This is a genomic window from Paenibacillus sp. J22P143, assembly GCF_059692035.1.
Window position 1 is genome coordinate 152,274 of the sequence record NZ_JCAUAQ010000007.1, and the last position, 26,402, is coordinate 178,675.

Consider the following 26,402-nt stretch of genomic DNA (forward strand, 5'->3'; position numbering starts at 1 on the left):
TCCTTCCTCCGTTATGTCTCCGATTGTTCTTGTTTCCACTCTAGGAACCTTTTGACCAGCAGCGTGACCAGCGCAAGTCCGACTAATAAGGTTGAAAATGCAAACGACGCCGCATATTTGTATTCCTGATACAAAATCTGAATATGAAGCGGAATCGTGTTCGTTTCCCCCCGGATATGCCCGGATACGACCGACACCGCACCGAATTCACCCATTGCCCGCGCATTGCACAGGATGATGCCGTACAGCAAGCCCCATTTGATATTAGGCAGCGTAACTTTCCAGAAGATGTACCAGCCCTTAGCGCCTAGGGTTGTCGCTGCTTCCTCCTCCTGCACCCCCTGTGCCTGCATGACAGGAATAAGTTCCCTTGCAACGAACGGGAAGGTGACAAAAGCAGTTGCCAGTACGATGCCCGGCAGCGCAAAAATAATCTGAATATCATGGTCGTTCAACCACGGCCCAAGCCAGCCTTTAGCCCCGAATAGCAAGACAAACACAAGGCCCGCAATAACGGGTGAAATAGCGAAGGGCAGATCAATCAGCGTAATTAGCACGTTCTTGCCCTTGAATTTGAATTTAGCGATGGCCCATGCGGCGCACACGCCAAAAATAATGTTCATCGGCACGGCAATCGCCGCAGTTTTGAGCGTTAAGATAATAGCGTGTCTCGCCGCTTCATCCTCGAAGGCAGAGAGGTAGACATCAAGACCTTTTTTAAATGCCTGCACAAAAACAGTAATTAATGGAAGTACCAGTAGAATCGTCATGTACAGAAGCGCTATACCGATTAGCGTCCACTTTACCCAAGGGGCTTCGGTCACATGTTTCGGCCGCCCCGTCTTACGACGGTCTGCTTTCATATTCGTTACAACCCCCGCCATGGTGCGGTTCCTCCCCTTCTACTTACGGTCCTGATGATCAATTAGCTTGAGACGACTTTGCGGTTTGCGTACCATTGCACGAAGTTTATGAGCAACAGCAACAGGAACGAAACGACTAGCATGACAACGGCAATGGCCGTAGCGCCAGCGTAATCGTACTGTTCGAGCTTCGTCATGATGAGCAGAGGCGTGATCTCGGTGAACATCGGGATGTTACCAGCGATGAATACCACGGAGCCGTATTCGCCGATCGCTCGGGCAAAGGCCAGAGCGAAACCGGTCAAGAGGGCCGGTAGCAGCTCCGGCCAGATGACCTTCCGGAACGTACGCAGCCGTCCAGCTCCTAGTGTCGCTGCTGCCTCCTCTGTATCGGCCCCCAGTTCTTCAATGACAGGCTGCACCGTCCGTACCACGAAGGGCAGCCCGATAAAGGTTAGTGCGATGATGATACCCAGCGGTGTGAATGCAATTTTAATGCCATACGGCTCCAGGAGGGCGCCGATCCATCCTTTGGTTGAGTAGAGGCTGGTTAAAGCAATGCCTGCCACGGCTGTCGGAAGTGCGAAGGGCATATCGACAAGCGCGTCCAGAATTCTTTTGCCTGGAAAGCTGTATCGCACTAAGACCCAGGCTACGATGAAGCCGAAAACTGCGTTGATTAATGCCCCAATGAGCGAGGCGCCGAATGTTAGCTTATACGAAGCGACCACCTGCGGGTCGGTGATGATTTGCCAGAAACGATCCCAGGGCATCGTCGCTGTCTTCAGAATGAGCGCGGATAGCGGGATTAGTACGATTAGGCTTAAGTACAGCAGGGTAAAGCCCATAGTGACGCCGAACCCAGGGAGTATGCTTTTATTTTTCCAACCTGTTTGCATAATGAGGTTAACCCCTTTTATTTGGCTGCCGGTTTATAAATCTGATCGAAGATGCCTCCGTCATTGAAATGAACGGTTTGTACCTTGCTCCAACCGCCGTATGGCGCATCATTAATCGTCACAAGCTTAAGTTTCGGGAATTTGGACTCGTATTTCTTTGCAATCGCCTCAGACGTCGGACGGTAGAAATTTTCCGCTGCAATTATTTGGCCCTCATCGCTGTATAAATAGTCGAGATATGCTTTAGCAACTTCTTGCGTGCCTCTGCTGTCTGCGACTTTATCTACAATCGCAACTGGCGGTTCAGCAAGAATGGAGACGGACGGGTAGATGATTTCATATTTGTTCGGTTCCGCTTTAACGGATAACAAGGCTTCGTTCTCCCAAGCGATCAGCACGTCGCCAATTCCCTGCTCAACAAATGTTGTTGTTGAATCGCGGGCGCCGGTGCCCAGCACTTTGACGTTCTTGTAAATACTTCCTACGAACGCTTTCGTTTGAGCTTCATCATTGCCTTTACCCAGGGAGTACGCCCAGGCTGCGACGTAGTTCCAGCGCGCACCGCCAGATGTTTTGGGATTCGGTGTAATGACCTCAACACCTGGTTTCGTCAAAGCATCCCAGTCATTAATGCCTTTCGGATTGCCCTTGCGAACGAGTAGCACAATCGTTGACGTGTAAGGCGCGCTGTTCAATTTAAACTCCTTCTCCCAGCCTGGCTGAATCAGGCCTTCCTTCTCCAAAGGATCAATATCTGCGGATAGCGCCAGTGTTACCACGTCAGCCTTGATACCGTCAATGACGGAACGCGCCTGCTTGCCAGAACCGCCGTGAGACTGCTTAATTGTTACTTTGTTGCCAGTCTTCTCCTCATATTGCTTGGCGAAGGATTTGTTGTAGGCTTCATATAACTCGCGCGTCGGGTCATACGATACGTTGAGTAGCTCGTAGGATTTGCCCCCTGCTGGTTTGGCGCTGGCCGCTGCCGTAGCCGCTGCTGTAGCTGCCGCCGTGGCAGCCGGCTGTGTCGTTGTTGCCTTGCCTCCGCATGCCACCGTGCCTGCAACGAGTGCAGACAGCACCAATAATGACGATGTTCGTTTTAAAAGCGGCTTCCAAGCTAAAGTGTTTCCCATGAATAATAACCCCTCTCTGTACTGCTTCATTTTTTAGTTAAAACAATAATTCCTATGCGTTTACTTGGTATTATGTTTGAATTAATTTATCATCTTAAGGAAACATCTGTCAATAGAAAATTTTTGGAGGCATATGCAGGCGGGAACAAGTTTTTCCAATTGTTGACATGGTAAAATCTTTATGATAAAGTCCAAAGCGCAGTAAATTCATCGGAATAGTTTTATTTCCATTATCTTGAATTATACTTGTATGCCATTTAACTTGAATTAGCAAAGGAGATAGTTGACTGCTATGAAATCATTTATTCTTTTCATCAAACAGTGGCGGTCTATTGAATCGCTCGGCTTAAAACCAGGGATCTTATTATTGAATCGGCTTTCGTTCTTGGGTAAGTTTGCGCTGATCGGCATTGTGGTGCTCGTCCCATTGCTCGTATTGACGGGGCAATCCCTCATCGACTCCCGCGCCTCGCTATCTGCTGTTCGGAAGCAGATTGATGGTTTGGGGGCCGTTCGTACGGTAGGTGATCTATTACGCACGCTGGAACTGCATCGAACGCTTCAAGAAAGTGCTCGTACAAATCCGTCCAATGTCGAGCGTTGGAAAGCTGCACAAACCAAAGCGGATCATTCGATCGAAACTCTTGGGATCTACGTGGCGAAGGAAGGCGGGAATCCATCATTGCAGGAGACGTGGAGTGATTTCGTCAAGGGATGGAACCAGTTAAAAGCGCAAGGACCAGAACTAAAACGCATTGAAAGCTTTGACGCTCATTCGGTACTGTTAAACCAGTTATCCAGACTAACCGATCGGTGGGGATTGGCGTCGGGCCTACTTTTAGATTCACAACCAGAATTATTTCAACTAAAGGATGAGACCATTCGGCAATTTCCCAAACTCTTGCTCCACCTCGACAATTTTCAGGCCGATACGCTGTTGGCCGTTGCGCAATCGACGATCGCTGCGAATGATAAGAATAAGATTGCAGCGGGAGCGGAAACGGTTAATACGGAATGGGCAGCTATTTTCCAAGCTTTGTCCGACCCCGGCCATGCAGTCGCGCATCCTGGTGTGAAAGAAGGAGACGCGAAAACGCAGGAAACGATTACGCGTATGTTGGATGACGTTCAGTCAAACGTTGTATTGCCACTTAGAGCTACACTAAATGTGCAGGATTGGCAAAAGTTATCTGAGGAAGTGGCAGATCACTTACATGAGCAATGGAGTGGGCGGATCGCTTGGATCGATCAAAGTCTACATGAGCGTGTTACGAGTGAGACGAAGCAGACGATTTGGATTCAACTGATTAGTATCGTAGCGGTATTGGTATCCATCTATTTGTTTTTGGCGCTTTATCGTTCGATCACTCGTGTTGTTTTGGACATGGAGAAGGCTGCGGTACGACTAGCCGACGGGGACTTGACTGCACGGTTTCAAATCGGAACAAAGGACGAGTTTCGAGTCGTCGCGAACAGCTTTAACCATATTTGCGAATCGTTCCAATCCGTTTTGTTTGAAGTAAGCCAAACCTCTAATCAATTGGCGGCTTCTTCCGAGCAGCTATTGGCAAGCGCAGAACAAAGTTCCAATGCCTCCGGACATATTGCCGATATTACCGAACAGATGGCGGACGGGGCCAGTCAGCAGGTATACAAAGTAGAGGAAAGCGTCCAAACGATTCATAAAGTATCAGCAAAAATTCAACAAATTGCAGTGAGTGCACAATCTGTTGCGGAGACGACAACAACAGCCTCTGAGAAATCATCGGAAGGTGGACGCGCTATTCAGACAGCTATAGGACAGATGAGTTCCATTAGCAATTCTGTGGATGGACTCTCACAAGTAATTACTCAACTAGCCGTTACTTCCCAAGAGATTAGCCAAATCACTGATGTAATTACAGAAATATCGCAGCAAACCAATCTACTCTCTCTTAATGCTGCAATTGAAGCAGCTAGGGCAGGCGAACACGGGCGTGGATTTGCTGTAGTTGCAGATGAAGTAAAGAAACTTGCCGGACAATCTTCCCAATCGACGAAAAAAATCGCAGATCTAATCCATACCATTCTCAATGAAATTGATAGGGTTCAGGAATCAAAGCAATCCGCTATTAAAGAAGTAAATCTTGGAATGAAAGTCGTTCTTACGGCTGGAAGCCTATTTTCCGAGATTGAACACTTTGTTGATGAAGTAAATATCCAAGTGAGAGAGGTTTCAGCAGTAACTCAGCAAATTTCCGCCGGAACAACGCAAGTTGTTCAAGCCATTGAAGGAATTTCCAGTGTAGCTCAAGCGACTGCATCCGGCACCCAACATGTATCTGCCGCAGCAGAAGAGCAACTGGCTGCTATTGAAGAAATTTCATCCTCATCTTCGGCTCTTACACACATGGCAGAGGAGTTACTCGTATTAGTGGACAAATTTAAGCTGTAAGTACATTGGGCCCTCACCTCCATATACAAAACAAGAGACACTCATTCGAGCGTCTCTTGTTTTGATTATATTACAGAGTCGCCATCAACCGTTGTCGCTCCTCTGAACCTATGAGATGGATCAGGTGCGCAAGCACCTTCTTCTGTTCGGGATTCAATCTAGCAAACACCTTTGGCTCCGCATGGCATAACTCACGAATCGCCGCTTCCAATTCATCCCGGTGGCTGGCCGCCTCAGGATCACCTGTGAACGCTGGAAACGCCTTCGCTTCAGCAAATTCCTTGATGACGGCATCGGATAATTTGTGCAAATAGGGCTGCCTTTTCTCACTAATAAACGTGCCCAGCTCATCTAACAGAAATTGAAAAGCATCGCTTTTTCGACTCGCACCGAATGTAAACGACTGCTGCCCGCTTGGATCTTCACTGCTAAAATCAAACTGATCAAATAGCTTACTCTGAATATATAAACTATGGTAAAAGGAATCGCCTTTATTGTTAAACGTCGTTGGCTGTTTATGCTGCTCTTTCAGCTTCGAATCGATAAAATAGAGCTTCGAATATTCATGATTCATCCGATCTTCCCAACGAATATACGTGATGCGAAATTTCGTTTGGGACATCGGATGAACGGATGTAAAGGTTTCCTTTTCCGCGATCAAGCTAGCGTAGTCCAACCGTTCACCATTAATACGAATAGCGAAGGGCTTGTCCGCATGCAACTCCAAGAACCATCCAAATTCTCTGCTCAAAAATGCCAGAAAATCCTCAACCACGAACTCCTTGATGATATTGTTAAACGTGACGATCGTCCCTCTGTCCTTATCCGTTACATCAGGCTTCGTCACGTGATAGGCATCCAACCGTTTGGCATGAATGTGAATGTTATACGTGTTTTTGAGCAGGAGACCGTCCTCATACGTGGTTTGCCAAATGGCCTCAGTAGCAAAATGGTGGAAGGTTAAGCGACCTATCCCATTTTTACCGTGCATGGCTGAGGTCGTTCTGCCCCTTTTATCAGGATCCACACCCTTCTCGGATTCATAGAAAGGCGTAAACTTCCCCTCTAAATCTTTGAGCTTAATGCCATAGCCGTTATCTTCAATCACGATTTGATCTACGCCGTCGAGTATGTTTTTATGAAGAGTTATGTCTACCGCCGTAGCCTCAGCGTCGAAACCGTTCCAAATGTATTCGGCAATAGCTTGCAAATAATCAAACTTACGAAGCGCTTTTTCGATACCTTTTGAGGATATTTTTATGTTGTTCATGGCGATCAACCCTTTCTTCATATAGTCAGCCCGTACTCATACACTTATCATATGGCATAAAGCACATTTCGTATGTCGATTGGTGTCCTCTCGCCACAAGTGTTTTTCGACAAAAAAACTGACACCTAGGGTGTCAGCTTCCAAATTTCAAATCAGCAATCGCTTTTTTGTATTTATCGATTCTTTCATAGTCTTGGCGGGTAGGATGTTCAATTCGACTCAGATCACAATTATCTTCTAAGTCCAAGAGCTTCACAAACGAGGCTAATGGATTTACTTTGATTCTCTTAATGAATCCTTCATAGGATTCATCTGGCCTTCTAGTCAGGCAATCCAGCGCTTCAAGGATGGGTAAGCTAAAGCCTTCTTTTTTCAAATCAAATAGGGTAAAAGTCGAATCCTCCACAACATCATGTAACACAGCAACTATCGTTTGTTCCGTAGATTTCGCCATACTAGCTAATCGGATGGGATGTAAAATGTAGGGGTTTCCCCCTTTGTCTACCTGACCATCATGTGCCTTAGCCGCTATTAAAATTGCTTTCGTTATGGTGCTCATGGATGTCTCCCTCTCACATGGATTGTGACATAGCTTTTCACCATTTATAGCATAACTCCGGGTTTTTGGATAGCTGCATCGCGACTAGAGATCCTTGACCATTCGCCAGACAGCGTTGGGTTGATCTTCTTCTTTTTCTATGAGGCGAAAGCCACATTTCTCGTACAAATGCAGAGCGCGCAGATTCGTCGGTGCCACTCGTAAATGATAGGATTTTACGGCATATTTCTCAAAAAAGCCTTCCGCATACGCCACTAATTGTCGACCGTACCCTTTCCCTCTGTATGATGGGATCAGGTAGAATAAATTGGCATAGCCGATATAGCTGCCCTCATGGAGAACAATTTGAAGCTCCAGTTGTCCAATGGGTTGTCCATCTTCTTCGATCAGCACGAGCCCGTCGGGAAATCGTATAGCGCGAGCTGCAATCCTTCTGACATATTCGTCCTCGTCACCGAAACCTTCTTCACTTCCGAAGCTTACGACATAGGAATCTTTACGAAACGCAATAATCGTTGCACGATCCTTTACCACATCAATCGTTCTAAACTCCATTTAGCGCCTCCCTATTGTCATTCTATCAATTCCGCGGAGAGGACTCCCACCAAGTAGCGAGGTGAATCCGCGACTTCCAGAGTTCCCTCACTAAATGTTCTTCTTTTTCCAATTCATATGCGGTAAAATAATCATAGAACACTTGTTCTAATTTGCTGTATGGACTGGAGGTGAAGTCATGTCAGAGCCAAAGTCAGTTTACAGAACCTATCAAGTATGGATCAAACCCGGACATCGGTTGTATGCGTACCTGGAGCAGATGTGTCAGGATGCCAAGAACCTCTACAACACGACCAACTTTTATATCAGACAAGTGTTTACTGTTTTCGGGCAGAATCAACCCCTACAGCCATTACAGCAGCAAGTGATGGAAACACTGCAGACGCACATCGACGCCATGAATGAACGACTGAGCGAGAAGAATAGTTCCCGGCCTTTCCAATTACCATCGCAGGAGAGTCCTTTTATCAATTACCGCTTTCTGGACGCCTTATTCAAAGTGATGGCACAAGTCGATTATCGTCCGCTCCCTACGCAGAGTAGTCAAGGGGTTATGCAGGTTGTGTTTCAGAACTGGAAGTCCTTCTTTGCCAGTATCAAGGACTATCGTAACCATCCTGAAAAGTATAGTGGAAAGCCACGGATTCCTGGCTACGCTCGCAGTCAAGCAAAAGAAGTGGTTTTCACGAATCAGGATTGTGTGATCAAGGAACGGAAATATCTTAAACTTCCGAAAACGCGGATACAGCTTAACATCGGAAAGCTGGGTTATACCGATGGACAGTTGATGCAGGTACGTGTTGTTCCAAGATATGGGCAATACGTGGTGGAAATGGTCTTTGCACGTCGGATTGAAGAGAGAGAAGCAGAGAAAGAACATTTACTAGCGATCGACCTCGGCGTAGACAATCTTGCAACCATCGTCACAACGACCGGATCCAAACCGGTGTTGTTGAAGGGCAAGGTAGTGAAAGCCATCAATCAGTATTACAACAAGATGAAGGCTCGTTATACAGGTATTCTTCGGCAAGGTAAGGAACCGCAAGAAGGTGTACATACTTCCCACCGTTTAGAACGATTGCATCTGAAGCACCATCGCAGGCTCAAAGATTTGTTCCACAAGGCGAGTTATCATATCATCAAGTTGGCTGTGGAGCAAAACATCGGCACAATCGTCATCGGACATAACGACGGGTGGAAGCAATCATCCGATATCGGGCGGCGAAACAATCAGTCCTTTTGTCATGTCCCTCATCAGCTTCTTCTCTCGATGATCCAATATAAAGCGACTGAACGGGGGATTGCCGTCATCATGACAGAAGAAGCCTACACCTCGAAAGCCAGTTTCTTGGAAAATGATCCACTGCCGCGTTATGACGAAGAGGGCACATGGACGTTCTCAGGGAAACGAATTCATCGCGGACTGTATAAGAGTGCGAATGGTTTGATCCATGCCGATGTTAATGGCGCAGCCAACATTATGCGAAAAGTATTCCCAAAAGTATCCGCCAAGGAAGCTAATGGGATAGAGGGGTTGGATGGTACAAAAACCATCAATGTGTCAACTCCACTGGTGTTAAGCATCCTGAAATAAGTAAGGTTGATACACTAGAAACCCCTACTTCAACCTTAGCTTTAGCTAAAGGTAAGTGGCGGGAGTATTCATCTGCTAACTTTAAGCTTATATTCAGGTTGTTTTCTCTATTATTTCATAATATCATCGTATAATGACACCGTGGACTAAAATAATAGGAGTGATACTTACACGTATGAATATGAATAAACTAGCAAGCATATGCATCTTGATCCCCATTCTTTTAGCAGGATGCGGGAATCAATCTGACACCCAAACCGCAGCGGCAAACAACTCGCAGCCTGGACAACAATCGGAGAAGGCCGCAGGAGACGGCCAACAGAATAACCAACCAAACCGTCCTGCTATGGATCCAGCGCAGAGACAGCTCTTCAGTACTTTCCAAATGCTGATGATGCTGGATAAAGCGGATGGGTTGACCATCACGAAGGAGCAAGCGCAAGCTATGCTGCCTGTCGCTCAAGATATCGTCACGAAAAATGAGCTCAGCGATGACAATAAAACCAAGCTGCTTGCCAAGCTGACCGATGCACAGAAGGCCTTCCTTACAGATGCAGAAACACGCATGACGAATCGCGGTAACGGTGGCAACGGAGGTCCAAACGGACAAGGTAATGCCGGACAAAATGGCCAAGGCCAGGGCAATCGCAATGGCGGTTCAGGCGATGCAGGCAAAGCCCAGACGCCAGATGCTTCTGCTAAGCCTAGAGCTAATGCGGGCGATGGTGCAGGAAATGGCCAGCAAGGTGGCGGCCAAAGAGCGAATGGCGGTGCCAGCGGTGGTAATGCCAATGGCGGAGGCCAAAATGGTGGCAGCTTCGGTGGCGGTAATCGCCCTGCAGGCGGGCAAATGGGAGATTTCGGCAAGCAGTTTGTTGAACTGCTGCAAAACAAGGTGAAATAAGTCGAATATTTCCGAGGAAATGAAGAAGAACTGAGATCTGTGTTCTCAGTTCTTTTGGTTGTCTTCTTTTACAGGCTCAGAGTAATAACGTATAAATTCATTCAGACAAAATGGCACTTCTTCAACTCCACCAATCACGAGATACGGACAATCCATTTGATCCTTGGGTTCGGAATTCACTTTCTGAATACGAGGAGGCATCGTTGCTTGCAGGCTATTTTGATCTGAAATCCGTTCCATTTCCTCCCACGTGATTCCATAAGGAAATCCCCAGTCCGTATATCCCGCAATAAAAGCATAGGTCTCATCTGAGTCTGAGTACTGTACTTGCTCTTCTTGCACACGTCGCAGCCGCTTTTCTTTACGAGCCTTTTTCGCCGCTTGCAGATTAAAAGCACTTTGCTCGGCATTCTTTATCATCTTCTCAGTGAGCAGCACCCCGAGTATGCGAAGCTCGGCTACGGCACTTCCAACATTTACACCATAGTGCTTACTATAACCTTTTATTATATGGCTCCCCTCGTACCTCTTCACCCACTCCACCGCGGATTGTAGCCTAGCGTCCTGCTTCATCCGCTTGACTCTAGGTGTATTTGGCTTTGACTTTCTTTTCTTTACCAAAGGTAATCTCCTTTTCTCTGTAATCCAGTTCATGACAGGCAAAGAGCCGGGGGTTACTTCTATAAGAGTGGTTGACCACCTCTATTTCACCTTTTTCACCCGTTGAGCCCGATTTAAGTGCGGTTGATCCCTTTTATTTCCACTCATGACAGGCAAAGCGCAACGGTTTAGCTTCAATAAGAGCGGTTGACCACCTCTATTTCAGCCTTTTCGTCCTTAGGGTCCGATTTAAGAGCGGTTGACCACTCTTATTCTTGCGCATGACGGGCAAAGGGCAATGGTTTAGCTTAAATTAAAGAAAGACCTCCGATCCCACAATGGGCTAGAGGGCTTTCACTTTACTATGATCTTAAAGCCTGAATAACCTGCTCTGCATTCGCTTCACCGCTGGCAACCTGCTCAATGTGCTCTGCAAACATATCACACATGTATACGTACAGGGTAAGGATTTCCAGCACTTCGTCACTTTCGAACGTACGGGAAGCCGATAGGCTGTACACATAGCGGTAATGGATCTCGCCTTCCTCATTAACGCCAAAGTGACCTATTGGCAAGCGCGTATTAATTTCTAGTAAGAGCGCGGCTACACCTTCACGAGCACTTGCCTCTAGATGAAATGGCAGTGTACTGTAGATTTGCAGCAGTTGAATAGCGACAATTTCGTCATCATTCAACGGTAAGAAGCTAAAATGAAGGAAGCGATCTCGCCCTTTACTATCCTCTTGAAACCCGGCTATTAGCACATGCAGCGGAATAGCTTCGGATTTCTCTAATAAATTCGTGGCAAGCTCAGCTTCATCTAAGATCTCTTTCAATTGCCCTAACTGCGCCAAATGACGCGCATGTGCAAGCTCTGTCAGCATGTCTGTTCAATCTCCTATTCTCTCTTGCCCATCGCTTCAACAATGGCGCTTTTCAGCTTAACTGGATCGTTCTCTGTATCGTGAGCACGTTTTCAAGCTTTTTCTCCGTCGATTTATCCGCATTGAAGACTGCTTTAGTAATTCCCCAAGCCCCTGCCTTCGATGTGCGATCACGTCCAGCTTGCTTCATGGATCTTGCAATAGGCATCGTTGCTCCAATACCTGTGGCAACGATTTTGAGCGGAGTCCCCACTTGAGCTCCTCCCCCTGTAAGCGTAGCAATATCCGCAGCAATCTTCGTGAGCTCAAGCCTTTTGCCGATTTGACCCATTCGCCCAGGGCAGCAGAATACGCGCAAAATCCGCTCGAAATCATCCGTTAGCTTCGTCTATAGAGTAGCATAATTCGGTTTCACATGAACATTTTTTTAAGCGGATATCCCATCCGCTTTGTTTGCTGTACGCTTTTTTCCTTGTTTACATAAAAAAATAAACGGCACAGGGCTTTTTCCCATGCCGTTTCGAATCCATCTTTATTCCCTGTTTTGTCTTTGAGCTTAACTTAATGACATTGAGGACAGCCTCCGGCTTTTGGTTTATCCTCATTCGGTTATGCTAACGGACCTGACAGCCTCTATTACATGAAATATAGGCAGTTTCGATTTCTAACGGACACGAGGAGCGTTATTTACTGATTTGTGTGCTCAAATGTACCTTATGGAAGTAAATAACGGCCGTGACGGCCGTTAGAATTGGATATCCCTGTATTTTAGTCAAATAACGACTATGGTGTCCGTTAGAAGGGGCTTGTGGGCTTGTGCCGCTTCAACCTATTCCCCTTTCACTTGATCAACCTCATCGTCACCTAATTGACTTGAGAATAACTCAATATCCTCCTTGGTTAAAGGGGTAACGAGCGCGAGTTCCTTCCCCAGCGCCGTTTCAAGCTGCGCCCGAGCTGCCTGCGTTCGACCGAGTTTATGGAGCGTTTGTGCATAGAAATAATAGGACTCCGCGTGCTTAGGTGTTTTCGCGATCACCTTGGTGTACATCTCATCAGCTTCATCCAGACGACCGAGCATATAATAGTTTTGCGCTAAGTTATCCATAATGGTCAGATCGTTGTCATTATAGTCATAGGCCTCGAGATTATAGGTAAGTGCTGCCTCTATGTCTCCATGCAAGATTTGGAAATAGCCATAATTCCCATAAACCAGCGTAGTCTTAACGGACTGCGCTAACTCTTGCAATATGCTGAAAGCCTCGTCCCTTTTGTTCTGCAGCCAGTACACCGTTGCCACGTTGAGCTTCGCTTGCATACGAATTTCCGAAGCATTCGATGTCTGCAGGACCTCTTCGAACATTTGTTCAGCCTTAGTCAGATCACCTGTCTTCATTAACAAATAGCCATAACCAATCTGCTGTTTCGGCAGAAAGGCTTTGGAAAGGTACGCTTTTTCCATCCAAACCAACGCTTGTTCACGATCACCCTTCATATAGGCCAGATTGCCCCTCTGAGCATAGAAAGTAGATCGATTCACATAAACAAAATAACCTAGGATACCTACAATCGCAGCTACTCCCACTAGCCAATTAACCTTAAACCCCATGAAAATCACGACAAGCACAACGATAATTTTAAGAATACTTTTTAGGATAGGCGGCATGCATATAACTCTCCTTTACAACCTCTAGTAAGTTAGACACATTGTACCAAAAAATAAAGACCGAATACCACCTGCTGTTCAGATGACCTCGGTCTCATTGAATCTTACGGCAAAGCTAATTTCCCCATGATGGTCTGTCTTCCCGCTCCCGTCGCCGCAGGAACATTGTTCGGCTCTCCTTGGATGAAGGCATTGCCTAGCAAGGCAAATAGCATCGCTTCCTTCGCATCGCAAGATATGCCGAGCTCGTCTGAGGTGAGAATGATCTGCTTTGGCAGCAGTTCACCCAGCATGCTAAGAAGCGTGCGATTATGAGCCCCGCCTCCACTAACAATCACTTCCGCAATGTCACACTGTGGCAAAATAAAATCCTGATATCCGCGAGCCATGCTGTGCGCGGTGAAAGCTGTCGCCGTCGCAACGATATCCTCCTGTGAAAGACCTCTTTCCAAAGCGGATGCCAGCCATGCCGCGACATAGGCTTTTCCGAATATTTCGCGTCCTGTCGTTTTGGGAGGCGGTTCTTGAAAGTACGGATGTGCGAGCATGTCCGCTAGCAATTCCTTATGGACCTTGCCTTTGGCTGCCCAATCTCCATTGGCATCGTACGACATTCGTCCCCCGGATAGCTCGTATACCACTTGATCCATGACCATATTTCCTGGACCTGTGTCAAAGGCAATCATCCCGCTGGCACCAGCAGCGATGGCTGTGCAATTCCCGATACCGCCAATATTTTGAAGAATACGCCCTTTCTTCGCGTCTTTGAAAAGCAGATAGTCACCGTATGGAACAAGCGGTGCGCCTTGCCCACCAACGGCGATATCCGCTGTCCTGAAATCACCGACGACAGGTTTGTCTGTTCGTTTGGCAATCACGGACAAATCTCCAATTTGCAGCGTTGATTTGGGCAGAAAACGATCCACTTCATCCGCTACAGGGATGTGCCAAATCGTCTGACCATGCGAGGAGATGAGGTCGATGTCCTCCATCCGCATGTTCGCCGCGGCCACTGTTTGTATAACAGCATCTGCGAAAAGCTCCGCAATGGCGAAATTCATGCCGCATACTTGCGCAACATCGGAATGTTCGATGGTGCACAACAGCTTGAGTTTCTCCCGAATTTCGTCTTCGTAAGGAATGCTATCAAAATGAAGCAATTCGATTCTCGTATCCGCTCCACGTCCCTCCATGCGGACAATGGCCACATCGATGCCATCAAGTGAAGTGCCGGACATAATCCCCGCAATGGTCAGTGATGTTTTATTCAGAAGTGTTCGAAGCAAGTCGATTCATCTCCTCGGTTTCTACTACCTTTGAATAAGAATCATAGGATTTCCACACTCTGTAGTTCAGCTTTTCGTAAAAAGCTACGAGTGTTGTCCAATCGATGACGATCTGTCGGATGTTGCGTTCCCTAAGGAAATGAACACCTGCCTGAACAACCGCCAGCCCATAACCTCTCCCTCGGTACGCAGAGTCGACACCTAGAGGACCAATCCCTCCTAGCTCATCCTCAAATAACGGCGACCAATATACGTTCTGAGCGATGATTGGCGATGAACTGTCGTTAATCCGGCAAAAACCGATAATTTGGCCTTCCGTTTCGACCACAACAAACTCGCGCCCCGTCCCCCCGAGCTCGAAATAGCGAATAGCCTCATATTCCCATCGTCCTGGATAGCAACGCCTGAAAAAGGCAAGCAGCTCGTTCTTCTCATGACTCTCCAACAGCCGATACGTAACTCCCTCTTGTTTAGGCAATTCATTGACTGAGTTTTGGTCATACCTCGCAAGAAGATCATTTTCAACACGTTGGTCGTCCTTATATCCTTTGGATTCGAGCCAAGTGCGTACTTCAGGGTATTCTTTGGGGATTCCTGGGAAGTAGTGCCACGGATCACGACCGATCAAGATTTTCTGCACGCCATGATCCAAAAGAGTCGTTTCAGCCTGTTTCAGCAGCTCACTTCCAATGCCATGATTGCGAAAATCCCGATCAACCAACAAAACCTGAATCCAACCTGCACCAGCTCCCAATACGAAATCCCTATGCTCCTGCCACAGCTTTGCAACGATAAAACCAACTACTTTCCCGGATACCTCTTCAACAGCCATCCAAGAACCGCTCTTTGATACGTTGACATCGACGAAGCTGTTTTGCCTGAGCAGTTGTTCTTGCATCGGAAACTGATCGCCAAGCTCTCGATTCCACAGCAGGCATAATTCTGTCAACCGATCTTCGGATAATGGTACATATTTCATTCGAAAACCTCCAAACCTATTTTGATTTTCGTGTCACAACATCACTGCAATCGGCCAAGCGCCATTAGCGCGGCACCGCTAGCGGCATCACTCTTCGGTGTTATACAGGTCATGGCCGGATAATGTTCTTTGAGCAAATCGATAAAAGCTGTCTGGATAAAGCTATTCTTCAGCAAAGCGCTCCCAGCTATCGCCAGCGTTCCATCCTGCATCGACAGTTTTTCCGCTACGGGGACGACCAGTTCGAGCAACGAACGAGCACTTTTGTCGGCAATCGCCATTGCCGCTTCATCCCCTAGTTCACATGCTTTAGATAATATAGGCGCGAGTGCAGCGATATCTTTTTTATTGGTCTGTTTATCATAAACAAACCCGATAATCTGTTGAATGGATGTCATGCCTAACTGCTCAAACACCATCTTCACAATCACCGTCTCCGATAAACGTCCATCATGAACACGTACGACGGCAGAAAGTAGATCTCTCCCTATGCTGTAGCCGCTGCCCTCATCATCGATGAGATAGCCGTAACCGCCAGCACGATGCGTATCACCCGTTTTATTTTTGCCGTAACAAATCGAACCTGTCCCTGCGATCAGAATGATCCCAAGTTCTCTGTTATGTGCACCGCAAAGCGCCGTATCTTGATCTCCGGTTATGATCAGCCCACCCTCATAGCCACATGCCCGAACACTGGATTCCAGACGGGTCTTGACCGTTGGATTGCTGACACCAGCCGCCCCAATGCACACTTGCACGCAATGCATAAGGCCACCGCATACGCTTGCAATTGTACGAAAGATCTCCTCTATACTAGCCCCAACACTCGCCTCTTCCTGGCCATTATAGTTAATGGCTCCCGATGTAAACGTGTGGACGACGTTACCGCTCTCATCGACGATGGTTACTGCGGTTTTGGTACCTCCGCCATCCAGTCCCACTGCATATTTCTTCATATATGAACGTCACCTCCAAATGCCTCTAATACAGATGATATTGCAGCTTTCTTCGAGCAAATTCACTGCTCTCCTCACGGAATTGTTCCAGCATAGCCGGAATATCAATCTCATTCGCACGGTAATGACTGTCGCCGCCAAGCAAATCAATGAATGGTCTTGAGCCCTCTTTAAAAGGTGGCAAAAATGAAAATTGTTCATAATTTCTCTTTATCGTGAACATCAGATTCACGCCAACATCGATGGGACGAACCGCACGGTTGTCGAGCACGTGAACTTGCACGCCTGCACATTGTTCTCCCTGAAATTTGGAAAATGACGGTTTAAAATAAACAGGCCGGAACACGACGCCAGGCAATTTCTTCGCATTCATTTCATCCGCTAACTGCTGCGCGTCAATGAACGGAGCGCCGACGATCTCAAACGGGACTGTCGTGCCCCTGCCTTCCGATAGATTCGTTCCTTCAATCATACAAGTGCCTGGATATAGCAGCGCTGTCTCAAACCGAGGAATGCCAATGGACGGCATAATCCATGGACGCCCTGTTTCCGGGAACAGCATGTTACGGTCCCAGCCTTCACAGCGTACGATATGCAGCTTTCCATGCCATTGCTTTTCATCGTTCGCCATCATAGCGACCTCTCCAGGCGTCAGTCCGTAGCGGACACTGAGCGGGTAGTTGCCGACAAAGGATTCGAAGCCGCTTTTGAGCACATTTCCTTCTACCGTTACCCCATCGAGCGGATTGATGCGATCCAGAACGACAAATTCTTTCCCAGCTAACGCGCAGTCTTCTAGAGCATAAAGCATCGTATAAAGGAACGTATAATAGCGGGTTCCTACGTCTTGGATGTCGTAAACGATGATGTCAACCTCATCCAGCATTTCCTGTGTCAGACGTTTGGAATCTTTCCGATACAAGCTATAGACGGGAATTCCCGTCAACGAATCCAAATAGGTGTCGACCAGCGCACCTGCTGCAAGATCCCCACGAACACCGTGCTCCGGCGAAAACAAGGCTACCAGGTTGAATTTCTCATGAAAGATTTGTATGGTCGATACAAAATCCTTGTTTAATCCAGTAGGTGCTGTAATAAGCCCTACACGTTTACCTTCGAACAAGTGAGCATACCGTTCTATACAATCGATACCATTTAAGATCATCGCTGCCTCCCCAACCCGCCTTTATTTTAAAATGACTGCAACAAGCTCAAGTCTCGTTACAGTCATTTGGTATTTTTTTATGATTCAGTTTTATAATTCCGATTGGCGAATTCGCATCGTTTCTTCTGGAACCATGAACGTCTGCGCATATTCCTTTCTCGCTTCAAGGCCACGTACACGCATCAGATGCTTGTAATATTCCAAGTATTGAAAAGATTTGCTGCCAGTCACAAACCAATGTGTCGAAACAGCCTTCACCCATAGATCAAACGCCTCTTTAGGGAAATCGACATAGACGTAAGGACGATAGTCAACGGCATCCTCCCAGTTTTCGGCATAATACAATTTCGGAGCAAAGTGAGACGGCTTCTCCCTCTCAAATGAGGATAGCCCTGCGAAAAACCGCGCATCGTTCACAATACGGTGAGTCGTCATATGATCCTTATGCATGCTGTTTTTAAAATGTGTGATGATCACATTCGGACGTACGTCACGAATCACATCGCACACGCGATAGCGCATTTCATCGCTATCTTGCAGTTCACCGTCCGGAATGTCAAAGACGATGGATTCCCCACCTAGCATTTCGGCAAAGGTTCTAGCCTCATTCACTTTCTGCACACGATATTCCTTCATGTCTTGTCCGGCAGGAACGCCGCGTTCTCCAGCAGTTAGAGCTAATGTTACAATGCGGTCACCCTTCAGAGAGTGGTGGGCGAGTACGCCGCCTGCCGTTAATTCCGCATCTCCTACGTGACCTCCGATAGCTAGAATAGTCATTTTGGGTTCGCTCATTATGCAAACTCCCTTCTCATAACAGCAAAAAGTTTCACAGTTTGAAAACCTGCTCGTTCATAGATACGGATTGCGGGGTTCGATACACCTGTATAGAGCGACATGTAATCGGTCCCAATTTCCCGAAACGCTTCGCATAACTTAAAAAATAAGAGACTGCCCAAACCATGGCCTTCATGATCAGGAAGCACACCGATGCCGGCAAAATAACCCCGTCCGTTCGATTGACGAATAACTGGGCCTGCGAAGCCAATGGTCTTACCTTGATACGCTGCTATGACAACCGGTACACCAGATGCGGTTGCTCCGCCGATCTCCTTTTGCCATAACGGATTCCCAAAGCCCTCCAGCATGTCTTCCACACCAACGTGCTTAACAGTGTTAAACATCTCGATTGCATACCCTTCGGCGCTTGCCTTTGCTTCTTTCACGTTGACTTCATCGGGTATCGAAAATCCTGACAAATGGAGATACATCGCGCATTGCTTCGCACGCTCCATATAGCCACTCTTCAGCAAAAACGCATAAAGCTTGCCCTCCACAGGTACACCTGGGGCATTGTTATGCTCATGCTTGGATGTTCCCGGGATATACCATGGTAATAACATTGGATTGAAAAAAAGGATGTCGGCTTGCTTTTTCCCCAACTGTTTAAAGCGATCTTCCAGAGCAGTTAATAGCATTAAATAATTGGCATCCGTATCAAAGCCACTTGCTAACACGATACACGTGATATATCCTGCCACATCGCCTAGTGGAAGATCATCACCTGTGCATCCACAGGCATAACCAATGACTTCATCATCTGCCAGTAGAAGAAATGTATTCTCCCTATCGAAGTAAGGATTCTTCGTAAAAATTTGTTCGAAGCTTTGTTCCGAAAGTTCCTTATAGCCATCCTTCACCGCGGCTTCATTCCATAACGCGATGACGGCGTGACGATAGGAGTCGTCCCAAGTTGCCAGCATGCTGCCGCGACCTCCTTTTGACCAAAGCTTAGCCCTTCACCGCACCTACGGTTACGCCTTCCAAGAAATATCTTTGTAGGCTAAAGAATAGAACAAACATCGGTAATGCCGAGATTGTTGCCCCTGCCATCATTGGCGCGATCATGGTTGTATTCGCAAATCGGAAGCTCTTGAGCCCGACCTGGATGGTTTGCATATCCATGGAATTGGTCACAAGCAACGGCCAGAAGAACGTATTCCAGCTCTCCATGAACGTCAGAATCGCCATAACGGCCAGAACCGTTTTGGACAAAGGTAGAATGATTTTCCCATATATTTGAAACTGATTGCAGCCTTCGATTTTGGCGCACTCCAGTATTTCGTTCGGGATGCTGCCCATAAATTGCTTGGCGAGAAAAATATTGAATACAGTAACGAAGCCTGGCAAAATTAATGCGCTATACGTATTTTGTAGTTCAAACACGTTAACCATCAAGATGTATAGAGGCACAAGTGTCACTTGATGAGGAATCATCATGGAACCTAGCAGCAAAGCAAATAGAAAGCCTCTGCCTTTGAACTGAATCTTAGAGAACGCGTAGCCTGCCATACTGGCAAAAATAACGTTCGAAATCATGACCGTGACCGCTACAATAAGCGAGTTCAACAGCCAACGAATGGAATGCTCGTTAAAGTCGAAGAAGTATTTGTAGGACGCGAGCGTAAACTTTTTGGGAAATAGAGAGTACTCGATCTCTCCGACCGCAACTGGATCACTAAGCGATGAAATAAACATGAAGTAAATCGGAAATATCGTCGCCAAAGCAAAAAGTAGAAGGGCGATAAAAATGATCCCATTTCTAATCTTTTTTACTTTGGGATTGCCTGCGTGATTGCTATACAAAGCCATTTATATCCTCCCTCTCCTAATACTCGACGTCTTTACCTGCGTATTTAAACTGAATGAATGCAATGACGCCAATAACGAGAGCCAGTAGCAGTGATTGCGCTGCGGCTTTACCGAAATCGAACAGCGTGAACGCATTGTCGAAAATGAGTAACCCAACCATCGTCGTTGCATGGTTTGGACCTCCACCAGTCATCAGGAAGGCATTCTGGAACACCTGGAACGAGCCGATGACGCCAGTCACCAATAGAAATAGTGTTGCTGGCCGCAAACAAGGAATGACGATGTGCCACAGCTTTAAGAAGAATCCCGCTCCATCAAGCTCTGCCGCTTCGTAATATGTTTCGTCAATACCTAGCAAACCAGCTAAGTAAATAATAATGCTAGTGCCATGACTCGATAGCCAGGACATGAGTACGAGTGAGAACATCGCCGTTGCGCTTTGGCCTAGCCAGTTCTGATTCTCGAAACCAAAAAGAGCGATGATATGGTTCATAATACCGCCTTGCATCGGGTCGAAAATCCAGAGCCAAACGACTGCTAAAGCTACACCTGAAGCCACCATAGGTAAATAGTAAATGCCTTTGAAGAAGGATTGCGTTTTCTTCCGAAGCGGCAAAATCAAAATGGCAAGCACAAAAGAAAGTATCAAGTTAACAGGTACCGTCAAAATTGTATAGACAACCGTGTTGCGCATCGCTTTCCAAAACAACGGATCCGTCAATGAATTCACATAATTATCGAATCCAATAAAGGTGGAACCGAGCGGTCTGTATTTCTGCAAACTAATGATGAACGCACTTACGACCGGGTACGCATGAAATAACACAAACACGATCAAAGAGACGGCAATAAAGGCATAACCCCAAAGGGCATCTCCTTGAAACTTCTTTCTTTTTATGGGTTTTGCGATATTGTTCATAATTGTCAAACCCCGTTTCCAAAACATCGGTTTAAAGTAGTTCGGATAGCCGCGCAGCATCTGCTGCACGCCTATCCGAGGGTCATACTGTCATCTTAATCTTTAGCAATTCCGTCTGCGCCGAACTCTTTGATCGCTGCAGCTTTCACAGCTTCATACATAGCTTCAGGCGTAACTTCACCTGCAAGAAGACCTTGGAATTTAGGAACGATTACTTCCGTTTCCAACTTAATTGCTTTTGCAGCCAAGTCTGTCGGAATATCGGTACGATTTGGTGTTGCATTTTTAAGCATATTATCTACTGCTGCGACATTGTCAGGGTTTCTATCAATCTTCATGCTCTCAGCGGCTTTTTTAGCGCTTTTCGTAATATGCGCAGCGAAAAGATCATTATTCGTTTGAGCTGCAACATTACCGCTAGCCAAGAAGTAAGCTGCTTTCACAACATTTGCTTTATGCTCAGCAGTTGGTTCTTTTTTGCCGCGGAACGTCATGTATCCGTCAACGACTGTGTTAGCGGAAGCTTTTGCACCTTGGAATGTTGGAGCAGGCAATACAATGTAATCAACCGGGATGCTGTCTTTCACTGCAGTTGCGTCAGCTGCTTTAAGTTTCGCATTGTTCGCTTTTGCAGAGTTCTCAAATACGGCAAGACCTTTACCCGTGATCATCGTTTGCGCTGTCAAGAACATGTTCCAACGCTTACCTGCATCTACGGAGCTAAGCTCTTTCGGCATGGAGCCGTCATCGATCAATTGACGAAGATCTTTCAGCAAGCCCAAGTAGTTTTTGCTTGTGTAGGCATATTTCAAATCTTTATTAAATGCGTAAGGCATACCAGCGTTTTTAGCCATAATGCCCAGGTAGTCAACCGCAGCAACGCCTTTTACAGCAAATGTAAAGCCATAACGCGTTTTACCGTTTTCAGTCACTACGCCTTTTTTGATCGCTGTACGGAATTCATCGTAAGTCCAGCCATTCGTCTGTACTTTTTTCCAGTCGATGCCTGCCTTCTCCAAGAACTCTTTATTACCGCCTAGTGCATGAACTTCCATGTAAGCCGGGAAGCCGTATAGACCTTTGCCACTTTTCATGTAATCCAATGCCGTTTTATCATAATCGCCTACCATCTCTGGTGTAGCTGCATCCGTAACGTCCATCAGCAAGCCTTGCTCCAAATATTTCGGAATCGTTCCTGAACCACCGAAAGCGATATCCGGCGGGCTGCCTGCATTCACTTGCGTATCCAGCTTCTGCTTCATATCTTCCCAGCTAGCTGGTTCGATTTTCAACGTTAGATTCGGATATTGTGCTGTAAAGTCTTTCGACAATTGTTCAAATGTTTTTTGATAGTTTGGTGAAACCGGCGGAAGTAATGCTGTAATGGTGTCTTTCGCAGTGCTGGCAGTAGCTGCAGGAGCAGTTGTGCCTGCTGGTGTAGTCGTTTCTTTCGTACCAGAAGTACCACCACAAGCTGTTAGAGCCATTGTTAAAGCTACGACAGAAGCTAATATGGGCATTGTTTTTTTCATAAAAATAGACCTCCTAATAATTTCAGTTATTTACACAACTTGAACAAAAGTACGTATGGCCCTCTTCAAACTACCCTCACACTGTGTTAGTGCTTCTTCCGCTTCCATAACTTCCATCCCGGTTTTAATCATCAATATGGCAAGTTTGCAGTTCATGGACGCTTTCTCTAAATGAGTTATGGCTGTGGATTCATCCACCCCAGTCGCTATCCGAATGATGCGAACAGAGCGATCGTACAATTTGATATTACTAGCCTTCATGTCAACCATGAGATTGTTATACGTCTTACCAAGCTTAACCATTGTTCCGGTCGTCAACATGTTAAGAACCAGCTTCTGTGCTGTACCCGCCTTCAGACGAGTAGATCCCATAATCACTTCCGGCCCAACCACTGGCGCGATGCATACATCTGTAACAGGTACTAATTTGGAATTTTTGTTATTCACGACACCAATCGTTGCGGCACCAATTTCTTTCGCTTTCTTTAAGCAAGCTATAACGAATTGTGCACTTCCGCTGGCCGTAATTCCAATTACCGCATCCTTATCTGTCACTCCGCATCGTTCAATGAGGGCGACCCCCTCCTCAGCGTTGTCTTCAAAGCCTTCCACTGCCGTGCGCAATGCGCCATCGCCACCGGCGATATGGCCTTGCACCAACATCGGATCAATGCCAAAGGTTGGAGGACATTCAGAGGCATCAAGCACACCGAGTCTGCCAGAAGAACCAGCTCCTACGTAGAACATCCTGCCACCGTTTCTGAGAACCTGATGCAAAATATCAACCGCTTTCATAATCTGCGGTATTTCGGCTCCGACTGCTGTTGGAACCAACGCATCTTGTTCATTCATCATCCGTAGCATTTGTTCTGTTGAACATTCATCAATTGTCTGTGTCTTCTCGTTAATCTCTTCCGTAGTTAAACCCGATAAATACTCATCCATAGCTGTCCTCCTGCCTGCTGTACTCTTCACTGGTCTTATATTAGCGAAAAATTTCATGATGGTCAATACTTTTTGAAATTTTATTTTACTGTAAAATAAAATGCTGATTTTTTATTTCTTAAAATTCGACAAAAAAACGACGTCTGAAAAGACATCGTTAGTTTGTTCTATAAGCTTATTTTTTATGCTTACTGCTGGCAATAATATCGTGCGTTTTGGCCAAATACTTCTTCACATGCTTATATTCGCTGCTCGCTACTCCCGCAAAAAGAATATCAATCACCGTCAACATCGCGATGCGCGAGCCCATAGCTCCACTTCGAATCGTGACCTCTGGTGTCGAAATACTAAGCACGATATTCGCATTATCCGCTAAAGCGCTTTTGTTATACTTGGTAATAGCGATGATCGTAGCGCCGTTCTTCTTGGCGATTTCGAGCGTATCCAGAATTTCAATAGTGCTGCCCGAATTCGATATGAAGATGGCGACATCACCTTTCCCAAGCAGTGTAGCTGCAGTAAGTTGACTATGTCCGTCCGTATACGTGTGACACATCTTGTTGATTCGTGAGAACTTCTGCTCCGCGTCCATCCCGACTAAGCCGGAAGCACCGATCCCGAAGAATACAATCCTGTTGCATTCAACGAGCACTTTCACCGCGCGTGCAACTTCATTTCGATCAATAACACTGAGCGTATCTTCAATGGATTTACTATTATTATGTGAGATATTGGAGATGATCGTATTGAGATCATCCCCAGGCTGAATATCCGTGTATTGGTCCTTCTGCTCCTCATCCATCGACCCCAGTGACGCTGAGATACTCACGATAAAGTTACGATAGCCCTTATATCCCATCGTTTTGCAGAAGCGAAGAACAGAGGCATCACTCGTTTTGGTAAACTGAGCAAGACTCTTAATCGAGAGATGTGGAATCTCTTCCAGATTGTCTAGTATATACTCAGCGACTAGCTTCTCTACAGGAGTGAGGCTGTCTTTCATATCGCGAATTTTGATTAAAATATTATCATTTATTGACATATTGCTTCCCTACTCACCATAGATTATCCTTGCTGAAATCACCTTCATCATACGGATTATTCGTCGAAAACACAAGATGAGGATGTAAAATAATTGTAAAATTATATCAATTTCAAGAAATCTCACCCTAATGATTTCTCTGATGATTGAAATCCTCCTAATACTACTAATGTGACCTTCCTCGCATACGAGAAAAAGGAACATTTTGAAGACATATTCAACCAAAAGAAAAACCGCCTCATGTGAAGGCGGTTAATTGAACAAACATTTCCTGTTAGCTTAACTCATCGTCTTGGACCCTCGATAATTAAAAACGGCTTCAAATCCTCTGGAGACTTGATCTCATCCAACCCGATCTTTGTTACCCTCTTATTACGCGAGTCAAAATCGATCCTATACGGTAGGGGCTCATTAAAGAACTCACTTCTGAAGTCGAAAACATCGAGTTTCTGTTTTTTTTCAACAAGATTCTCGATTAAGCTCCGCGGATAGAAGTTGATCTCGATTGCAGCATTCTTCAAGCCTCTCGTTTTCATAAATTCAACAACACGATAACCATAATCAAGTGAAAGTTGTTCAGAAATATCACGATCTATCAACACACCCATGAATAGATACTCTTCGGTTACATTTTCATGTTGCTTCCGTATATCTCTATACTTTGTCTCGACAGGGTACGTACTTAACAACTCTTCTGGAATGAACACATTGACTGCATACAGGTTGAAATCTGGGCTCATTTCATTAATTAAGGGGACGTACTCCAAGATTGTGTCATATCGCCATTTAGACTTCTTAAAACTTTTTTCATCCACGCTTAGGTTCTGAAATACATTCATCGATAGTTCAATTTCTGGTTTCTCCACTGGGCGAGCTGTAATGGAAAATGTCCCCTCATCATCCCCGAACGGTTTAGAATATGTCACATCATCGATTACAACGTCCTCTGGAAATGATGCCTTCAAATAGTTTATTGCTCTTTCCTCAGCCTTGCTTTCAATCAATGGATAATAAATTTTTGTGGGCTTGCAACACAAAGGTGCTTTGGAATAGAAAATCCCCGATTAACGGGGATTTGTAAGCACTAATGTTTGTGTCGTCGTACAGCTTATATCGCCTTCACCCTAAATCAATCTCTTCATGCCCCGCAACCACTCATAAAAACCATCATCGAAGAAGAGATCGGGGATGTACGTCTGAGTGTAATTGCAATTAGGGCAAAGAAGAACCAACCCTTGCTCAAGAACCTTAGGGTATAATTTCTCGTGTTTACTATTGAGTCCGCAAATAAGTGGGTTCACTCCATCTGCCTGCTGGTAATCTTTAATACGTTGCTTGACATCCTCTTGGTTCATTTTTATCCCCTTTATTTGTTCAGTTCAGAATTATTCCAAAGATAACTTACGTTTCAATTCTACCAACCTTGAGAATTTTCAAATGGTATTTCCACATCATTACGCTAATTATTATACAAGATGTACTCATATACAACACCAAAAATAATCTAAGCGTCCATTAGATTTCTACCAGTAACTTCCACGTTGACCTGCCCGATAGCTTAA

The 26,402-nt window shown here is 46.0% G+C and carries 26 protein-coding genes; 3 read left to right on the forward strand and 23 right to left on the reverse strand.

Going from position 1 to position 26,402, the window contains the following annotated elements; all coding sequences use genetic code 11:
- Positions 1–11: 11 nt before the first annotated feature.
- Genes cysW through AC58PQ_RS14025 form a run of 3 tightly spaced genes read right to left on the reverse strand, consistent with a single transcriptional unit; the run spans position 12 to position 2,898 of the window.
- Complete coding sequence (gene cysW, locus AC58PQ_RS14015) at positions 12–884, reverse strand: sulfate ABC transporter permease subunit CysW (protein WP_497242535.1); 873 nt, start codon at positions 882–884, stop codon at positions 12–14.
- A 41-nt stretch (positions 885–925) separates the two neighbouring features.
- A complete protein-coding gene (gene cysT / locus AC58PQ_RS14020; RefSeq protein WP_497242536.1) occupies positions 926–1,762 on the reverse strand; it encodes a sulfate ABC transporter permease subunit CysT in 837 nt (278 codons plus the stop codon).
- A 17-nt stretch (positions 1,763–1,779) separates the two neighbouring features.
- On the reverse strand, positions 1,780–2,898 hold the full coding sequence (locus AC58PQ_RS14025) for a sulfate ABC transporter substrate-binding protein (RefSeq protein ID WP_497242537.1): 1,119 nt from the start codon (positions 2,896–2,898) through the stop codon (positions 1,780–1,782).
- A gap of 292 nt (positions 2,899–3,190) precedes the next feature.
- On the opposite strand from AC58PQ_RS14025, the gene AC58PQ_RS14030 reads away from it, so the two are divergent.
- Positions 3,191–5,332 carry a methyl-accepting chemotaxis protein gene (locus AC58PQ_RS14030; protein ID WP_497242538.1) on the forward strand — a complete coding sequence of 714 codons (2,142 nt, stop codon included), beginning with the start codon at positions 3,191–3,193 and terminating at the stop codon, positions 5,330–5,332.
- A gap of 70 nt (positions 5,333–5,402) precedes the next feature.
- On the opposite strand, the gene AC58PQ_RS14035 is transcribed toward AC58PQ_RS14030, so the two are convergent.
- The 3 genes from AC58PQ_RS14035 to AC58PQ_RS14045 all read right to left on the reverse strand — a co-directional run bounded on the left by AC58PQ_RS14035 (position 5,403) and on the right by AC58PQ_RS14045 (position 7,716).
- Positions 5,403–6,623 (reverse strand): ATP-binding protein, encoded by a 1,221-nt coding sequence (locus tag AC58PQ_RS14035; RefSeq protein WP_497242539.1) that lies wholly within the window; start codon positions 6,621–6,623, stop codon positions 5,403–5,405.
- 112 nt (positions 6,624–6,735) lie between these two features.
- Positions 6,736–7,161: a GTP pyrophosphokinase gene (locus AC58PQ_RS14040; protein WP_497242540.1), complete on the reverse strand. Its 426-nt coding sequence runs from the start codon at positions 7,159–7,161 to the stop codon at positions 6,736–6,738.
- Positions 7,162–7,245: 84 nt separating this feature from the next.
- Entirely contained in the window at positions 7,246–7,716 is a 471-nt protein-coding gene (locus AC58PQ_RS14045) for a GNAT family N-acetyltransferase (protein WP_497242541.1), read from the reverse strand.
- A gap of 178 nt (positions 7,717–7,894) precedes the next feature.
- Here AC58PQ_RS14045 and AC58PQ_RS14050 point away from each other — a divergent pair, with 178 nt between their 5' ends.
- Both AC58PQ_RS14050 and AC58PQ_RS14055 read left to right on the forward strand, forming a co-directional pair.
- The gene (locus AC58PQ_RS14050) at positions 7,895–9,310 is read left to right on the forward strand and encodes an RNA-guided endonuclease InsQ/TnpB family protein (protein ID WP_497242542.1); all 1,416 of its coding nucleotides are present in this window, start codon (positions 7,895–7,897) and stop codon (positions 9,308–9,310) included.
- 175 nt (positions 9,311–9,485) lie between these two features.
- Positions 9,486–10,214: a hypothetical protein gene (locus AC58PQ_RS14055; RefSeq protein WP_497242543.1), complete on the forward strand. Its 729-nt coding sequence runs from the start codon at positions 9,486–9,488 to the stop codon at positions 10,212–10,214.
- Positions 10,215–10,259: 45 nt separating this feature from the next.
- Here AC58PQ_RS14055 and AC58PQ_RS14060 read toward each other — a convergent pair whose 3' ends face one another.
- The 17 genes from AC58PQ_RS14060 to AC58PQ_RS14140 all read right to left on the reverse strand — a co-directional run bounded on the left by AC58PQ_RS14060 (position 10,260) and on the right by AC58PQ_RS14140 (position 26,195).
- The gene (locus tag AC58PQ_RS14060) at positions 10,260–10,835 is read right to left on the reverse strand and encodes a hypothetical protein (protein ID WP_497242544.1); all 576 of its coding nucleotides are present in this window, start codon (positions 10,833–10,835) and stop codon (positions 10,260–10,262) included.
- 341 nt (positions 10,836–11,176) lie between these two features.
- On the reverse strand, positions 11,177–11,698 hold the full coding sequence (locus AC58PQ_RS14065) for a YbjN domain-containing protein (protein WP_497242545.1): 522 nt from the start codon (positions 11,696–11,698) through the stop codon (positions 11,177–11,179).
- A gap of 52 nt (positions 11,699–11,750) precedes the next feature.
- Entirely contained in the window at positions 11,751–12,029 is a 279-nt protein-coding gene (locus tag AC58PQ_RS14070) for a hypothetical protein (protein WP_497242546.1), read from the reverse strand.
- Between the two features lie 498 nt (positions 12,030–12,527).
- The gene (locus AC58PQ_RS14075) at positions 12,528–13,364 is read right to left on the reverse strand and encodes a tetratricopeptide repeat protein (RefSeq protein WP_497242547.1); all 837 of its coding nucleotides are present in this window, start codon (positions 13,362–13,364) and stop codon (positions 12,528–12,530) included.
- Between the two features lie 104 nt (positions 13,365–13,468).
- A complete protein-coding gene (locus tag AC58PQ_RS14080) occupies positions 13,469–14,650 on the reverse strand; it encodes an anhydro-N-acetylmuramic acid kinase (protein ID WP_497242548.1) in 1,182 nt (393 codons plus the stop codon).
- Positions 14,628–15,629: a GNAT family N-acetyltransferase gene (locus tag AC58PQ_RS14085; protein ID WP_497242549.1), complete on the reverse strand. Its 1,002-nt coding sequence runs from the start codon at positions 15,627–15,629 to the stop codon at positions 14,628–14,630. The genes AC58PQ_RS14080 and AC58PQ_RS14085 overlap by 23 nt, the downstream gene beginning before the upstream one ends.
- Positions 15,630–15,670: 41 nt before the next feature.
- Positions 15,671–16,585, reverse strand: coding sequence for an N-acetylglucosamine kinase (locus AC58PQ_RS14090; RefSeq protein WP_497242550.1), 915 nt, complete (start codon positions 16,583–16,585; stop codon positions 15,671–15,673).
- 25 nt (positions 16,586–16,610) lie between these two features.
- Positions 16,611–17,750 (reverse strand): exo-beta-N-acetylmuramidase NamZ family protein, encoded by a 1,140-nt coding sequence (locus AC58PQ_RS14095; protein ID WP_497242551.1) that lies wholly within the window; start codon positions 17,748–17,750, stop codon positions 16,611–16,613.
- Positions 17,751–17,840: 90 nt separating this feature from the next.
- The gene (locus AC58PQ_RS14100) at positions 17,841–18,545 is read right to left on the reverse strand and encodes a PIG-L deacetylase family protein (RefSeq protein ID WP_497242552.1); all 705 of its coding nucleotides are present in this window, start codon (positions 18,543–18,545) and stop codon (positions 17,841–17,843) included.
- On the reverse strand, positions 18,545–19,513 hold the full coding sequence (locus AC58PQ_RS14105) for a GNAT family N-acetyltransferase (RefSeq protein WP_497242553.1): 969 nt from the start codon (positions 19,511–19,513) through the stop codon (positions 18,545–18,547). Before AC58PQ_RS14105 ends, AC58PQ_RS14100 begins: the two co-directional genes overlap by 1 nt.
- A 28-nt stretch (positions 19,514–19,541) precedes the next feature.
- A complete protein-coding gene (locus AC58PQ_RS14110) occupies positions 19,542–20,402 on the reverse strand; it encodes a carbohydrate ABC transporter permease (protein WP_477588856.1) in 861 nt (286 codons plus the stop codon).
- Between the two features lie 16 nt (positions 20,403–20,418).
- Entirely contained in the window at positions 20,419–21,321 is a 903-nt protein-coding gene (locus AC58PQ_RS14115) for a carbohydrate ABC transporter permease (protein ID WP_497242554.1), read from the reverse strand.
- A gap of 95 nt (positions 21,322–21,416) precedes the next feature.
- Positions 21,417–22,853 carry an ABC transporter substrate-binding protein gene (locus AC58PQ_RS14120; RefSeq protein WP_497242555.1) on the reverse strand — a complete coding sequence of 479 codons (1,437 nt, stop codon included), beginning with the start codon at positions 22,851–22,853 and terminating at the stop codon, positions 21,417–21,419.
- 30 nt (positions 22,854–22,883) lie between these two features.
- The gene (gene murQ, locus AC58PQ_RS14125) at positions 22,884–23,798 is read right to left on the reverse strand and encodes an N-acetylmuramic acid 6-phosphate etherase (protein WP_497242556.1); all 915 of its coding nucleotides are present in this window, start codon (positions 23,796–23,798) and stop codon (positions 22,884–22,886) included.
- 175 nt (positions 23,799–23,973) lie between these two features.
- Positions 23,974–24,840 (reverse strand): MurR/RpiR family transcriptional regulator, encoded by an 867-nt coding sequence (locus AC58PQ_RS14130; RefSeq protein ID WP_497242557.1) that lies wholly within the window; start codon positions 24,838–24,840, stop codon positions 23,974–23,976.
- 284 nt (positions 24,841–25,124) lie between these two features.
- Complete coding sequence (locus tag AC58PQ_RS14135) at positions 25,125–25,805, reverse strand: hypothetical protein (protein ID WP_497242558.1); 681 nt, start codon at positions 25,803–25,805, stop codon at positions 25,125–25,127.
- Between the two features lie 159 nt (positions 25,806–25,964).
- A complete protein-coding gene (locus tag AC58PQ_RS14140; RefSeq protein ID WP_497242559.1) occupies positions 25,965–26,195 on the reverse strand; it encodes a hypothetical protein in 231 nt (76 codons plus the stop codon).
- Between the last annotated feature and the right edge of the window lie 207 nt (positions 26,196–26,402).

Excerpts from the sequence above, each read along its gene's own strand:
- cysW (WP_497242535.1), bottom strand. The coding sequence starts at position 884 with ATGGCGGGGGTTGTAACGAATATGAAAGCAGACCGTCGTAAGACGGGG.
- cysT (WP_497242536.1), bottom strand. The coding sequence starts at position 1,762 with ATGCAAACAGGTTGGAAAAATAAAAGCATACTCCCTGGGTTCGGCGTC.
- AC58PQ_RS14025 (WP_497242537.1), bottom strand. The coding sequence starts at position 2,898 with ATGGGAAACACTTTAGCTTGGAAGCCGCTTTTAAAACGAACATCGTCA.
- AC58PQ_RS14030 (WP_497242538.1), top strand. The coding sequence starts at position 3,191 with ATGAAATCATTTATTCTTTTCATCAAACAGTGGCGGTCTATTGAATCG.
- AC58PQ_RS14035 (WP_497242539.1), bottom strand. The coding sequence starts at position 6,623 with ATGAAGAAAGGGTTGATCGCCATGAACAACATAAAAATATCCTCAAAA.
- AC58PQ_RS14040 (WP_497242540.1), bottom strand. The coding sequence starts at position 7,161 with ATGAGCACCATAACGAAAGCAATTTTAATAGCGGCTAAGGCACATGAT.
- AC58PQ_RS14045 (WP_497242541.1), bottom strand. The coding sequence starts at position 7,716 with ATGGAGTTTAGAACGATTGATGTGGTAAAGGATCGTGCAACGATTATT.
- AC58PQ_RS14050 (WP_497242542.1), top strand. The coding sequence starts at position 7,895 with ATGTCAGAGCCAAAGTCAGTTTACAGAACCTATCAAGTATGGATCAAA.
- AC58PQ_RS14055 (WP_497242543.1), top strand. The coding sequence starts at position 9,486 with ATGAATATGAATAAACTAGCAAGCATATGCATCTTGATCCCCATTCTT.
- AC58PQ_RS14065 (WP_497242545.1), bottom strand. The coding sequence starts at position 11,698 with ATGCTGACAGAGCTTGCACATGCGCGTCATTTGGCGCAGTTAGGGCAA.
- AC58PQ_RS14070 (WP_497242546.1), bottom strand. The coding sequence starts at position 12,029 with ATGGGTCAAATCGGCAAAAGGCTTGAGCTCACGAAGATTGCTGCGGAT.
- AC58PQ_RS14075 (WP_497242547.1), bottom strand. The coding sequence starts at position 13,364 with ATGCCGCCTATCCTAAAAAGTATTCTTAAAATTATCGTTGTGCTTGTC.
- AC58PQ_RS14085 (WP_497242549.1), bottom strand. The coding sequence starts at position 15,629 with ATGAAATATGTACCATTATCCGAAGATCGGTTGACAGAATTATGCCTG.
- AC58PQ_RS14090 (WP_497242550.1), bottom strand. The coding sequence starts at position 16,585 with ATGAAGAAATATGCAGTGGGACTGGATGGCGGAGGTACCAAAACCGCA.
- AC58PQ_RS14095 (WP_497242551.1), bottom strand. The coding sequence starts at position 17,750 with ATGATCTTAAATGGTATCGATTGTATAGAACGGTATGCTCACTTGTTC.
- AC58PQ_RS14100 (WP_497242552.1), bottom strand. The coding sequence starts at position 18,545 with ATGAGCGAACCCAAAATGACTATTCTAGCTATCGGAGGTCACGTAGGA.
- AC58PQ_RS14105 (WP_497242553.1), bottom strand. The coding sequence starts at position 19,513 with ATGCTGGCAACTTGGGACGACTCCTATCGTCACGCCGTCATCGCGTTA.
- AC58PQ_RS14110 (WP_477588856.1), bottom strand. The coding sequence starts at position 20,402 with ATGGCTTTGTATAGCAATCACGCAGGCAATCCCAAAGTAAAAAAGATT.
- AC58PQ_RS14115 (WP_497242554.1), bottom strand. The coding sequence starts at position 21,321 with ATGAACAATATCGCAAAACCCATAAAAAGAAAGAAGTTTCAAGGAGAT.
- AC58PQ_RS14120 (WP_497242555.1), bottom strand. The coding sequence starts at position 22,853 with ATGAAAAAAACAATGCCCATATTAGCTTCTGTCGTAGCTTTAACAATG.
- murQ (WP_497242556.1), bottom strand. The coding sequence starts at position 23,798 with ATGGATGAGTATTTATCGGGTTTAACTACGGAAGAGATTAACGAGAAG.
- AC58PQ_RS14130 (WP_497242557.1), bottom strand. The coding sequence starts at position 24,840 with ATGTCAATAAATGATAATATTTTAATCAAAATTCGCGATATGAAAGAC.
- AC58PQ_RS14140 (WP_497242559.1), bottom strand. The coding sequence starts at position 26,195 with ATGAACCAAGAGGATGTCAAGCAACGTATTAAAGATTACCAGCAGGCA.